Source organism: Pleionea sp. WD8-19 (assembly GCF_055326765.1).
The window spans coordinates 131,126-145,197 of record NZ_JBUZOU010000001.1 but is presented as its reverse complement, the minus strand read 5'-3'; the positions used below and the strand labels follow the sequence as shown (position 1 = coordinate 145,197).

Sequence of the window (14,072 nt, the reverse complement as noted above, 5' to 3'; positions counted from 1 at the left end):
TCAGTAATTTAAGTTTAATTTGTAAATGAGATTGATTTTATGAAGTCTACATTTTTTTCTATGATGATGTTTTTTTCCTTATTTTTACCAACGGGAGTTGTCCCTAAGTTGATGCTAGGAGGAATGCATAGCGGGATATTAAAAGGAAACCCTCCTTTGTATTTAGGGTTAATGTACCTGATAAACTATATTTTGCTAGCTATTATTGTCTTTGTTTTTTATAAAAAGTCATCATTATTTAACCGTCTGCCTGAAAATAATGAAGGAAAGTATCTGATGTTGGTCGGGAGTTTAGGGATTCTGTTACCGAATGTATTGCATATATTTACTTCTATGATTCAAGGTGGAGGCGCATCTTTTGTTTTGGCTCAATATAGTGTGGCTTTCCTTGTTATTTGTAAAATACTGCTTTTTGTTGGTTGTTTGCGATTTTTTTTAAGCCTTCAACCAAAGGCTTTTTAATAAGTTAAAGCGTTCATTGGGATACGCGGTCGAGCAAGTTCGATAATTCTAGAAATCGTCGTTGCTGCCCCCCCCAATGATCCAGTCTCTTGTGCAAAATATTTATATTTGGCATTTATTGTAATTTATCCTTATTACACGAATGTTTTTAGAGCAGCATTGACGTTAGAAATAGTTTGTCTGATTACCTTAACTTGGTATTTGAAAGATATTCTTAATTTTAGGTTGCATTATTAAGAACTAATGAGTTAGGAGCTCGTATGATAGGTATATTGGTACTTGGTTTTTATGGATTTTTATTTATAGGGTTGTGGGCTTTTTCTGGAGCCTTTTTTGAAAAGAATGAGAAATTTTATTCATTAAAACGCTTAATTATGACGGCAGTGCTTTGCGCTTTCCCATTCTATATTTATTTGGTGCATTTGGGTATTTATAACTACCAATGTAGTCAGAATATACTCTTTTATCCAAAGAGTAAGGTTAATAAGCCTGAAGTTTTTTTTGTTGATACAAAGTTATGGGCTAGTTCTTATAAGTTGAATTCAGAAGGGAAGGAGAGTTTTGGTTATTTTGGTAAAGATGGGTTTAAATATTTAGTGGGGCTAAAGGAAAGTGTTCGTGACTTCCATCCAAGTATGATTAAAGAGAAAAAAGTTGAGCTGGAAGTTTTTCCATATTACAAAAATGAACTTTTATCTATTGATTATCAAGAAGTTATAAGGAGTATAAGATTTGTTCAGTGGTCCAAGCGGTATGATAAATTTGGGTTTACTATTACTGAAAACTATATATACGACTTGGAAAAGCATGGAAATATCGCAGGAGGGACTTCAGTGAATCATAATATGAGCCAAAATTCATTAATATCATATTTACTACCTTATAATTTTGGCCGGTGTAGTTTGAATATTGATTCGTCAGGTATAGATTCATTTTTAAGAAAAGTAGTTTTTAACTAGGAGAAATATATGGGCATTATAGAAAAAGAGTTTATCCACTCTATTTTGTCGGTTGCAACTTATGTTGATTTTAACTTTGGGAGTAATACGGAAAGTCAGGCAGAGGCTTCTTTGCTTGCTAATAGTGATTGGAATACTAGTCGTAAAAAAATTGACTTTTTTAAAAAAAACTTTGAGGTTGAGTATCATCAACCTGATACCGAATCAGGGTTTTCGGCAACTATCTTTAAGTTAAAGAATAATGGAGACTTCAATGCGGAGTCTTCATCAGAATATATTTTAGCTACCAGAGGAACTGCTGGACTTACAGATGACATACTCGATGCTGATATTGATGGTATTGTAAGATTCGGCGTTCCAAAAAATCAGGTGGTGGATTTAAAAAACTTCATTAGCCGACTTAAAACTCCCGCAGGTCAATATTATGATTACTATACTCGTAGCGTTAACCGTATCCCTATGGGTGGACCTGTTACCGTAATTAACGAAACGGTTGAAAGTTCACTAAAAAATGATGGCTTAGGACTAAGTCACATATTCAGTCAAAGACTCAATGCAACAGGTCATAGCTTAGGAGGAAATCTAGCTGTTGCTTTCGGACGACTTTTTCCTGAACTAGCTAATCATTATTACGGTTATAATAGTGCTGGTGAAGCAGGTCTATTGTCTTATATTTACGTAAATCCGGGTGCAATAACTGAAATGAGGGAAGATGAGTTTTATGAAAAGCTAGGAGGGGTAAGTTCGTATGCAAATTTTTCAGAAGCTCGTAATGTTTTTGCTGTTGATGGGTTAGAAATAGTTACCAGCACGTCAACCTTTACTCAATATGGAGAACGGGATGCTGTAAACATTGAATATGGAATGCCTGGAACAGATCATTCTTCTGTTGGTTTATCGGATTCACTCGCCGTTGCATGGTTGTTTGAAAAAATCGATCAGAGCTTTACTCTAAGTCAATTTTCGTCAATGCTTGACGGAGCAAGTAAAATTGAAAGGCATAGCTTGGAAGCGCTTGTGAATGGCTTGAATTCATTACTGGGAGGAAGTACGTCCCCTGATTTATGGACTGGCATTTCACGTTCATTAGAGTTGATTTCAAACACTTCGGAAAGAGCTGTAGTTGTTGATCTTGCTTCAAAAAGTGTTGATGAAATAATAGATGTATACTCTCAAGGTGAGAACTACCAAAAATCTATTATTTACTCTGCGAATAAAGGGTTACCATTTGCACTAGTAGGTGATTTCGATTACGGTGATATTGACTTATCGGAATACAGTCCTGATGCAGTTCTAGATATATCACGAATATTAACGGCAAAGCTTGATACAAGAACTAGAGATTCAACATTTTCCTATGTTAACGGTATAGGCAATACTGCTTTATCTATAGAGGGTAACAATGAACTTCTTCTTAACCAGGATAGTTTTCATTTGCTGGGAGACTTAGTAATTAAAGTTGGAAATGATGAAAATAACTCTATTAGTACTAGTTTTAAAAGTCTTAGAGCTTATGGATTAAGCGGAGATGATATTTTAAATGGGGCGGATCATGAAGACTTCCTCGACGGAGGCAACGACAACGACATTCTAAAAGGCAAAGACGGCTCAGACATACTTATCGGAGGCAATGGAGACGACGAGCTAGAAGGCGGCAAAGGAAATGATATTCTTGATGGAGGTGCAGGTAACGATACATATATTTTCGATAGCGAATCTGGCCATGATGTTATCGAAAAAGTAAACGCTGTTACACTTGGAGATAGCGATGGAACCATCAAGTATAACGGAAGTATTATCGACGGATCTGGCGCAAAAAAGAAAAGTGATGATGTGCAGGTTTATTACGATGAAGACGAGAACATCACCTACTCGTTAATAGATAACACACTGACTCTGGAATTTGAAGAAGATGATAAAGTTGTTTCCAGCGTTACCATCCGCGACTTTGAAAACGGAAACCTCGGTATAAACTTGCCTACCGAAACGGACGAGCCAACGGATGAAACTACCCGGCAAGTGTCGATAAGAGATTTCATAACCAGTGAAGGTGAAATCCCGGAAAATCTTGAATATCTTGCTGAGCGGATCGCACAAGATGATGCAAATGGCGATGTGAATTTTGTACGACCAGTTTACCCTGCTTTTTTACGTCCTTACACTGGAGATCCAATCACCGAATCACAACATATAGTCAATGATACATCCTATCGAATGAGTATTGCTGGTAGCGATGGAAAAGATCGCATTATTGGTAGTGCCGGCGATGTAATTGAAGAAATATTTGGTGGTAAAGAAGATGATTTTATACAAGCTAATGGCGGTAATGATGTGCTTCATGGTGGCGAAGGAAAAGATCATCTTGAAGGAGGAAGCGGTAACGATTATTTATACGGTGATGATAACTGGGTTGCAGAGGTGAATTATGATGTCTGGCCATCAGATTCACAATATGCATCTTTCGAAGAGTACAACGCCGATGAAGAGTACAAGGAAGATAATGATACTCTAATCGGTGGCGAAGGTGATGATGAGCTGCATGGTCGTCGTGGAAAAGATTATTTAGCTGGTGGTCCTGGAGCAGATCGCATTTATGGAGGAGCACATAACGACCGGATCGAAGGAGGAGAAGGTGATGATCATATTTTGGCCGATGGTGCTTTGGAAGCGAAATATTATGAGGAACAGGGAACGACTTTAGGCTGGAACTTGAAGCCTCATCTGGAAAACGCGAAAAGATATGCCGGAGATGATACTGTGAGTGCGGGTGAAGGAAACGACTGGGTACTTGGCGGTGCTGGTAGTGACATTCTTTACGGTGGTGATGGTAACGATAAACTCTACGGTGATGGAACTTACGATTTAGAAAACGACGAAATCAAGCAAGAAACTGAGAGAGAGTATCACGGTAATGACATTGTCGACGGTGGTAAAGGTGCCGACAAAATATTTGGTTATGGTGGTGACGATACCTTATATGGCGGCGATGATGACGATGAAATTTGGGGAGACTCAGAAGACTTGCCCGAATCTCTTCATGGGAAAGACACCATTCGAGGTGGTAAAGGCAATGACCGTATTGATGCTAACGGTGGAGATGATCGTGTTTTTGGAGACGAAGGCAACGATGTTATAGGTGGTAATAAAGGGAAAGATTATCTCGACGGTGGTGCCGGTGATGACGAATTGCAAGGTGGCGATGATGACGATCAACTCTACGGTAAAGCTGATAACGACAAACTCTTTGGTGAAAAAGGGAATGACTTTTTGGATGGCGGTACCGGTAACGATGAGCTGGTAGGCGATATTGGTAACGACGTACTAATCGGCGGCGCCGGCGACGATAAATTGTGGGGTGGCAGTGGCAACGATAGCGTTTCGGGTGGCAGTGGTGATGACCTGGTTCACGGTGATGCAGGTAACGATACGCTTTCTGGAGGAAGCGGGCACGACACACTTTTTGGTGGCGACGGCAACGACACTTACATTGTCAATATCGGTGATGGTTTTACCGGTATCTCGGACGCTTCTGGAGCTAATACAATTCGGTTTGGCGCTGGTGTCAGCTATGGCAATATCGAAGTTAAAGAAATCGCTAATGGTGTCACCATTAACTATGGTGCAGGCGATCAAGTTTTCATTCAAGACTCCAGTATTGGCAGTATTTCGCGTTTGGAATTTGTGAATGGTGGAAATGTTAGTTTAAGTCGACTGCTTTCCGACCTTGTTCCCGATGATACCCGATCAGGTTGGGGCAGTGGTACAACGGAAGCGAATGTGAATGCTGACTCTTCTGAAATCACTTATTTACGCGAAGATAATTCCTTAGTGATGCGCTACAGCGGATCCGCAGATGACTGGATAGATACTCAAGCATTGTCTGGTGCCGGTTATATGTTCTCTGTAGAAACCGTAACCATCAATGGACAACCTTATCAACAAGTTCGCTTTTATAATTGGTACAATGCCAATCAGGACGCCTACCTAAATACGATTAATTTTAATAACGAGTCAGTAGACTTAAGAAATGTGAAAGATGTTTCTTCAACTTTTACTGGGTCAAGTTATCGAGATACGATAAATGCTTCTGCTGACAATGATACGATCGCAACTGAAGGTGGCAATGATAGTATCAATGCCGGTGCAGGAGACGATAGTATTTATGCCGGTACCGGTAACGATCAAATTGCGGGTGGCGCAGGTAACGATAATTACCGGTTTGAATTGGGAGACGGGCAAGACATCATTTTCGATGAGTCAGGTACTGATAAAGTAATATTTGGTGAAGGCATTACCAGCGAAATGCTGCGTATCTTTGAAAAGCCAACTGGTTTGTTGATCACTATCGATGCGACGCCTAATGACGCAACGGATAATGCCGATGCACTTCTAATTTCTCGTTGGTTTGAGTCGGAAAGTTACAAAATCGAATCATTCGAGTTTGCCGATGGCACGGTCCTTTTTGCATTGGATATGGAAAGTCGTATTGAAGGCAATCGTTCACCTCAGTTAAATGAAAGTCTTGCCGATCAAAGTGTTGATCTTGGTCAAGCTTTTTCTGTTACTGTTTCTGAAACGTTGTTTTCTGATCCAAATAACGATCCTTTAACGTTTGAGTTCCGATTATCAGACGGTAGTTCACTGCCTTTGTGGTTATCTTACGATGCAGCGTCTCGAACCTTGTCTGGCACTCCAGGACTGGAAGATGTAAGTGATTTGGAGATTGTTTTAATTGCAAAAGATCCGCAAGGCTATATAGCGACCACTCAATTTAATCTAATTGTTGATGAGTCGAAGGGATATATAGGTACTGGTGCAGATGAAACTATTGATGGCACGGATGAAGATGATTACATACGCGGTATGGGTGGCAATGATGAGATTCGAGGAACTGCTGGAAACGATCGTCTCGATGGAGGAAGAGGCGACGATATCTTGCACGGCGGTCACGATAACGATGTATTCGAATTTAATATTGGTGATGGACGGGATATTATCCGCACCCCGGAGACTGATAGTGAACAATTCAGTCATTTTGACTCAATTAAGTTTGGTAAAGATATTTCACCGGAAAATGTAAAACTGGTGCGCTCTCCTGATGACTCTCGTCATTTGCACGTGCGTTACGGTTATGTGAGCGACGAAATTATCATTGAACATTTTTTTAGTACTGGTGGTGATACGATTCGTAACCCGGTGGATGAATTTGTTTTTGCTGACGGTACGCGTTGGAACAGAGAGCTGATCCGAAACAAAGTTGAATACATTATTGACGATTCAGACAACAGTGTTTGGCAGTTAACATATAATGATGTTGTTATTGATGGACTAATAGGTAATGATTATCTTGCGGGAAATCGTGGGCATGACCAACTTTTTGGCAGCGAAGGAAACGATACTTTATTAGGTGGAGAAGGTAATGACTTGCTCAATGGAGGTATCGGCAATGATAGTTTACGCGGAGATTCGGGGCTTAATGTGTTTGAGTTTTCCAAAGGACATGGCAATGATATTATTTGGAAAACATCCGTCGAAGGTCAAGATAGAATAAAGTTAGACAATACTGTTGATGCTTCTTTAGTTTCCTATTATCGTTTTGGTGACCATTTGGTGGTTAGCACTGGTGATGAAAACTTTATTATTGCTGATTCATTTTACGGAAAGTACATTTATTCTAGTGAAGTAAATGACAAAATATCGTTAGAGTTTTCTGACAGCTCTATGGTTGATTTGACGCAAGTAACGACTTCTGGTGCGTATATCGATTTGGAAAACTGGCCAACGCTGGATCGCCGAGTGCTTGAGCTAAGTAATTTTGAGTACGGAAAAGTTATTGATAGTTCTCGCAACGGATACAACAAGGACATTTCGGGTACTCAGGGAAATGATGTAATCTATGGTTCTGTTAAAAATGATTATATAGATGTCGGTAGCGGTAATGATATTGTAAGAGCCGGTGCAGGCGACGATTTCATCAGTACTGGTTTAGGTGATAATTCGATCTATAGTGGAACTGGTAATGATGTTATCAATGTGGCGGGTAACTCTCGACTTTTCTTCAACATGGGTGATGGCATTGATGCTATAAAGAGAAGCTGGAGAGGAATTGAGTCTTTAGAGCTAAATTTACCACTGAACTTAAAAGAGAGTGAACTCCAATATGAAATCTCATCTGATTTAAATCATTTGACAATTCAATTCTCCGAAAGTGATCGTATCTTTATCGAAAACGCTATAGTTTCAGATCAATATCCTTTTACATTAAACCATAATATTTCATTGGTAATAGAAGGTCAGATATTTAGTAAAACTCAATTAGAAAATATTATTCCCTCGCGCTTCAACGTAGCGCCAGTAGGAGTCGATGATAACGGCTACCAGGTAGAGTCGGGAAAAAGTTTAACGCTAAGTATTGAAGACATTGTGGCAAATGATAAAGATTTAAATGGTGATTCGTTAACGATCACTCAATTGCCATGGGTCGAAAATGGTACGCTGCAATTGGACACGGAGGCAAATGAGTTAAACTTTACACCTGCAGACGGTTTTGTTGGCACTGCAGTAATTGAATACGAAGTATCTGATGGTCAGTTATTAGCTAATGAATCAGCAAAAATCTCCGTTGAAGTGACTCAACCCCAGATCGATGTTGATGACGGTGACACGTCATCAGGAGGTAGCTCGGATACTGGTAATTCTAGCCCTTCCGATTACGATAACCATGTGATCGGTACCGATAACTCTGAACAACTTTATCGCTCCAATGATCATGACTTTATTGACGGTCTAGGTGGTGATGATCAGTTATATGGACTAGGCGGAAACGATCACTTGAATGGAGGCGATGGGAATGACTACCTTGATGGCGGAGCTGGTGATGACATTCAAATTGGCGGTGCAGGAAACGATCAGCTTGGAGGTGATGCTGGAAATGATCTGTTAATCGGCGGTAGTGGTGATGACATCTATGTATTTCGTCCGGGATCAGGTCAAGATGTTATTGATAACTCGATCGGTGATGATGGTGTGGATTGGTTAATTTTTACCGGAGATATCACTAGTGATCGTTTAACTTATACCCGAGTTGGTAATGATCTTGTCATTCTTATTTCCAATTCTGAAGATCAAGTGACAATCAAGGACTGGTTCTTAAGTGCTGAAAACCAAGTTGATTTTATCCAACCGGCGGGCTCTGGTGGAATTTCTGCCAATCAGATTAATGAGATGATCAGCGAGTCTGATCCTTCTAATGGAGACTCTTCTGACACCGATAATTCAGATGGAAATGAAGTGCCAGTAGGCAATATTAACGAATGGCAGGAACCCAACCCCGATGACTATACCCATCGTGTAACAGGAACTGAAAGTGCAGAACAGTTGTATCGCAGCCATGAGCGTGATTTTCTTGAAGGATTGGCAGGTAACGATCAACTGTTCGGTTTAGGTGGCAATGACTATTTATCGGGTGGCGCTGGTGATGATTATCTGGATGGTGGAGAAAATGATGATATTCAATTCGGGGGCGAAGGCGCCGACCAGTTGGGCGGTGATGCTGGTAATGATCTTTTGATCGGTGGAAGTGGTGATGACATTTACGTCTTTCGTCCTAATTCCGGTCAAGACATTATTAACAATAGTGTTGGTGAAAATGGTGTCGACTGGTTGATTTTTACTGGTGATATTACAGAAGAGCGTTTGAGCTTTTCGCGAGAAGGCGATAGCCTGTTAATATCCATAAACAACTCAACTGACACTGTAACTATTGAAAACTGGTTTTTAGGTGATGAATATCGAGTGGACTATATTCAACCGTCTGGAGGAAGTGGAATACCTGCTAGTGCGATTGAATCGCGAGCTCAAGCAAGTAAAATGTTGTCGATGAACGACTCGGACCTTTCGGTTGACATCACTGAAATTTTCACATCACCTTCAAGTCTGCCAACTGAGCCAAATATTGATATTAAGGTACTGGATTTGTCAGATATTGATGCGGCGTTATCAATGATTGTTCACGAAAAATCATTGATTGAAAAGTCGGCAGCAATTGATACTATGAAGCCAGAAAGTGAGGCAAAATCCGATCTTGAGTGGTTGACTATGTTATAACGACATGTCGACACATTGAAGCATGATTGAAAAGACTCATCATGCTTCAATGTAAGGCTACTCAAAGATAAGTATTTTACATAAATAGAAACTCAGGTTGCTTGATAGTTTTTTGATTTTAAAATTAAAGATACTATCAAGCTTCGCTCAACTGCTTTTCAATCAAGCTCGCAATCGCGTTACCGGCATCTTCAATATGGCTTTTCAACAATTTGGTTGCACCGCGTTTGTCTTTTTGTCGACACAGTTCCAATAATTGGCGATGTTCACTTTCTGCTTGTGGAATTCCATCGGTGAGTAACAACTGCAGCCGAATGTAACGATCGGAGTTGGTGTTGAGTGATCGTATAACTTCTAATGTGAGTTTGCGATCGGATGCCTGGTAAAGCGCATTGTGGAACTCGAAGTTAAGCTCACTCCATTTTTCGATGGAGCTGCCGCTATCGAGCAGCGAGTCCAGCTCGTCGAGTTTGCTTTGTGCATGGTCCCAGTCGTTTTCGGTTTGCAGGTTAATGGCTTCTTTCAAAACTTCAGATTCAAGTAATGCGCGTAACTCGAACAACTCGCGGCATTCGCGAGCGGAAAGCTCGGTAGCGATGGCGCCTTTATGCGCTTCAAATTTGACCAGCCCTTCGGCTTCTAACTGTAACAGTGCTTCACGCACCGGAATGCGGCTGACTTGTAACTGTTCGGCTAACGCACTTTGTCGTAACGGCTGACCCCCTTTGATTTTGCCGTTAAGGATCATTTCTCGGATCGCTTCGACCACTACCTGTGTTCTTGTTTTATATTGAATGCTCATAGATCCTCTGGAAAAAGCCCGGAACGCCGGCATTATAACCTTTGTTCCGGGAATTTACAGCACAGACAAAAATCGGTCATTCAGTTTCGAGTTGCGAGCCGTTAATTTTGAGCTGAAAACCATCAAACATTACCTGATGGGTAAGTAGAAGTTTTACAACTCGAATTTATCGGTTAGTGATCTTGAAGTGGGCTTGGCAATACCGATTTTGGTGCATCTTGAAAACAAATAGGACGCATAAAGCGGTATATGGCCTGGGTTCCAACCGAGGTGCTCCGGCTATCGGTACTGGCTGGGTAGGGGCCGCCATGCTGCATTGCGTGTGATACTTCAACTCCTGTAGGAAAGCCGTTAAAAATCAGGCGTCCCACTTTGCGACTTAATCGATGGATTAACAATTGATGTTCATTGATTTCTTGTTCATTGCCAAAGATAGAGGCAGTGAGTTGACCTTCTAGAAGCAACGTTAATTCGAGCATTTGATCCACCGTGTCGCAGTCAATCATTAAGCCAAAAGGACCAAACACTTCCTGCTGCCAATCTGGGTAATCGCTTAACTGTGAATAGTCGATTTGCCATAGCTTCGCATTAACCGATAATGGCGAGTCGGTGAGTGTTTGGCCGCCGGCTAGGTGCTTTAGCACGTGGTGATCTGCCGGAGTTTCACTCAACTTTTTGTAATTTTGGGCGATGGCTGGCGTCAGCATTACGCCGGCGTCTGTTTGTTGAACTGCCAGAATCACTTCCTGTTTAAATGTTTCCCATGGTTTACTTTTTAGGCCGATGATGACACCAGGGTTGGTGCAAAATTGCCCAACACCCAAGGTTAATGAGTTGACGTAACTTTGCGCCAGTTGAGTAGTATTTTGAGTCAGTGCCGATGGTAAAACAAACACTGGATTAACGCTGCCCAGTTCACCGTAAAAAGGAATCGGATGAGATCGTTGCATTGTCTGATTAAACAACAACCGTCCAACTTGGTGTGAGCCGGTAAACCCAACGGCTTGGATCAAAGGATGCGTGACTAACGCAGAACTTAATTCTTTCGTCGTTCCTTGCAGCAATTGGAAAGTATGTTGTGGCATGTCGCAAAGTTCAACGGCCTTGTTAATGGCGCACGCGATCAGTTCGCAAGTGCCTGGATGCGCAGGGTGTCCTTTGTAAACGACGCTGCAGCCCGCAGCGAGTGCCGATGCAGTGTCGCCTCCGGCAGTGGAAAAAGCCAAAGGAAAATTACTGGCGCCAAACACGGCGACAGGACCAAGAGGTAATTGCATTTGTCGGCATTCGGGTTTGGCTAATGGCGTACGTTGTGGATCGGCTCTATCAATGATAGGACGGGCAAAATCGGGGCAGGTGATGAAGTCTGCTAAAAATTTTAACTGATTGACGGTGCGAGCTCGTTCGCCTTCCAATCTGGTCTTAGGTAAAGCTGTTTCTCGGTGGCAAACCTCCAACAACTCATCGCCTAATTGCATAATTTGGTCTGCGATAGTTATCAAAAACTGTGCGCGTTTTTCGAAGTTGATGTGGCGATAAGTAACAAAGCTTTTTTCTGCATTATTGCAAGCACGGTCAACATCGGTTACATCCGATTCACGATAGCGAGCTTCCAACGGGGTGCCTTTTACGGGATCAAAAGCAGTGAAATAATTCGGGGTGGTTATTGCCTGGTTCATAATGACTTCTCCGTCTTAATCAGATCACACTAAAGCCTTCGCAGTAAGGATCGGCAGGATCTACATAAATCGTATTATTGCCCGTAACGCGCGCCCAACCGCGAATACTGGGCAAGATGGCTTTGAACGAACCGACGTTGGCCGTTCGCTCAATGCGGCCGATAAACTGGCTGCCAATAATGCTTTCGTGAATAAAGTCGACGCCTGGTTTTAAGCGCCCTTTAGCAAAAAGTTGCGCCATGCGCGCACTGGTCCCTGTTCCGCAAGGAGAGCGATCGATGGCTTTTTCACCATAAAATACGGCGTTGGCGGCAGACGACTCCGGGTTTTTCGGAGCGCCCGTCCAGAGCAGATGCGAAACACCGTTAACGGTTTTATCTTGCGGGTGTACGCATTCCAATTGCTCGTTGATTACTTTGCGAAGCACAGGGCTCCAACGTAAAATATTGCTTGCACCAAAGGTATCCAGGCCGGGGTAATTTTGTTGCGGCTCGACAATGGCGTAAAAGTTACCTCCGTATGCTACGTCAATGGTTAAAAGGCCGAGCTCCGGCACTTCCACTTCAATATCTCGATGCATAAGAAACGATGCAATGTTGAAAATTTTTACCCAGTCTACTTTTCCGTTAGCTGATTGTTGGTATTCCAATTGAATTTGCCCGGCCGGCACATCCAAACGCAACTTTCCCGGTTCTCGCGGATTAAGAAAACCCATTTCGATGGCGGCAGTGACCGTTCCAATTGTTCCATGGCCGCACATGGGTAAACAGCCGCTGGTTTCGATAAAAAGAATTGATGCGTCGCTGTCTACCGATAATGGCGGGTAAAGGAAAGCGCCCGACATCATATCGTGGCCCCGCGGTTCAAACATCAAAGCTTTACGGATCCAGTCGTAATCTCGAATAAACTGCTGGCGCTTTTCGCTCATCGTTTGCCCGGTAAGATGCGGTGCTCCGGAAACGACAAGTCGTACAGGATTGCCACAGGTATGGGCATCGATGCAGTGGAAGGTTGATTTATGCATGGCCGATCCTTTTTCCGCTTTATTGAGTTTGAGAATAGGGGACTACCATCTTTTATTGGATGGATTTTTACTCCAAATTTAGTTGTTTAAACTTTCAATTTTCGGACGACTTTCCAATGCTTGTTTGATTAAGGTTTCGACATAATCTCGTTCGCTACCGACCAAAGGTAACCGAGGTGCGCGCACCATTTCTGAGCCACGATCCATTAATTGTTCTGCGTATTTAATGCACTGCACCAGCTTAGGAATGGTATCGAGTCGTAGTAGTGGCATAAACCAGCGGTAGAGTTCGCGTGCTTTTGTCAGTTCACCGGCTTGTGCAAAGTTAAACAGGGCAACGGATTCTTTAGGAAACACATTGGTGAGTCCTGAAATCCAACCGGTTGCACCCAACAATAAGCTCTCAAGCGCGATATCATCAACACCGCAAAACACTGTGAAACGATCGACAAATGCGCGATATAACTCACTGATTCGGCGAGTGTCAGTAGTGGATTCTTTAATTGCGACAATGTTCTTAATTTCGGAAAGTTGGCGCATACTATCGATTCCTAAATCCACACCATAACTCACCGGATTATTGTAAATCATGATGGGGAGAGTGGTGGCCTTAGCGATGGCCTTAAAGTGTTCAACCGCTTCGCGCTGATCGCTGTGATATACCAGCCCAGGTAACACCATTAACCCATCTACGCCTAATTGCTCCGCATCTTTGACAAACGTTTTGGCTTCAGCCGTTGTGATTTCTGCCACTCCGGTGAGCAAAGTGACACGACCATTGATTGTTTGAGCAATGGCTTTAAGCAATTCACGCTTTTCATTAGCCGATAAGGAATAATTTTCACCCACGGTACCGATCGCTATGATCCCGTGTACACCGTCTTTAATCAGTTGCTCAACCATCGAGCAGGTGGATTCAATATTCAGCGATTGATCGTCATTAAATTGGGTTGTGATAGCTGGGAAAACCCCTTGCCAGTTGATTTTCATTAAAGTCTCCAACTTGAACAGATATATGATTGAATCGATGATGAGTTGAT

7 protein-coding genes are annotated in these 14,072 nt (G+C 42.1%); 3 read left to right on the top strand and 4 right to left on the bottom strand.

Annotation, left to right across the window (positions count from 1 at the left end; all coding sequences use genetic code 11):
* Positions 1–39: 39 nt before the first annotated feature.
* The 3 genes from ACTUJY_RS00565 (at position 40) to ACTUJY_RS00555 (ending at position 9,527) form a co-directional block, all read left to right on the top strand.
* The gene (locus ACTUJY_RS00565; protein ID WP_463614082.1) at positions 40–462 is read left to right on the top strand and encodes a hypothetical protein; all 423 of its coding nucleotides are present in this window, start codon (positions 40–42) and stop codon (positions 460–462) included.
* Between the two features lie 260 nt (positions 463–722).
* Positions 723–1,421, top strand: a complete 699-nt coding sequence (locus tag ACTUJY_RS00560; RefSeq protein WP_463614081.1) for a hypothetical protein — start codon at positions 723–725, stop codon at positions 1,419–1,421.
* A gap of 9 nt (positions 1,422–1,430) precedes the next feature.
* A complete protein-coding gene (locus ACTUJY_RS00555; protein WP_463614080.1) occupies positions 1,431–9,527 on the top strand; it encodes a calcium-binding protein in 8,097 nt (2,698 codons plus the stop codon).
* A 136-nt stretch (positions 9,528–9,663) separates the two neighbouring features.
* Here the strand turns inward: ACTUJY_RS00555 and ACTUJY_RS00550 are convergent, their stop codons facing one another.
* From ACTUJY_RS00550 to ACTUJY_RS00535, 4 genes are all read right to left on the bottom strand, one after another.
* The gene (locus ACTUJY_RS00550) at positions 9,664–10,329 is read right to left on the bottom strand and encodes a GntR family transcriptional regulator (protein WP_463614079.1); all 666 of its coding nucleotides are present in this window, start codon (positions 10,327–10,329) and stop codon (positions 9,664–9,666) included.
* Between the two features lie 173 nt (positions 10,330–10,502).
* Complete coding sequence (locus ACTUJY_RS00545; protein WP_463614078.1) at positions 10,503–12,008, bottom strand: aldehyde dehydrogenase (NADP(+)); 1,506 nt, start codon at positions 12,006–12,008, stop codon at positions 10,503–10,505.
* Positions 12,009–12,027: 19 nt separating this feature from the next.
* On the bottom strand, positions 12,028–13,032 hold the full coding sequence (locus ACTUJY_RS00540) for a 4-hydroxyproline epimerase (protein ID WP_463614077.1): 1,005 nt from the start codon (positions 13,030–13,032) through the stop codon (positions 12,028–12,030).
* A gap of 78 nt (positions 13,033–13,110) precedes the next feature.
* Entirely contained in the window at positions 13,111–14,022 is a 912-nt protein-coding gene (locus ACTUJY_RS00535; RefSeq protein WP_463614076.1) for a dihydrodipicolinate synthase family protein, read from the bottom strand.
* Positions 14,023–14,072 lie beyond the last annotated feature (50 nt).

Bases quoted from the DNA above. Each gene is read 5' to 3' on its own strand.
- ACTUJY_RS00565 (WP_463614082.1), top strand. From the start codon at position 40: ATGAAGTCTACATTTTTTTCTATGATGATGTTTTTTTCCTTATTTTTA.
- ACTUJY_RS00560 (WP_463614081.1), top strand. From the start codon at position 723: ATGATAGGTATATTGGTACTTGGTTTTTATGGATTTTTATTTATAGGG.
- ACTUJY_RS00555 (WP_463614080.1), top strand. From the start codon at position 1,431: ATGGGCATTATAGAAAAAGAGTTTATCCACTCTATTTTGTCGGTTGCA.
- ACTUJY_RS00550 (WP_463614079.1), bottom strand. From the start codon at position 10,329: ATGAGCATTCAATATAAAACAAGAACACAGGTAGTGGTCGAAGCGATC.
- ACTUJY_RS00545 (WP_463614078.1), bottom strand. From the start codon at position 12,008: ATGAACCAGGCAATAACCACCCCGAATTATTTCACTGCTTTTGATCCC.
- ACTUJY_RS00540 (WP_463614077.1), bottom strand. From the start codon at position 13,032: ATGCATAAATCAACCTTCCACTGCATCGATGCCCATACCTGTGGCAAT.
- ACTUJY_RS00535 (WP_463614076.1), bottom strand. From the start codon at position 14,022: ATGAAAATCAACTGGCAAGGGGTTTTCCCAGCTATCACAACCCAATTT.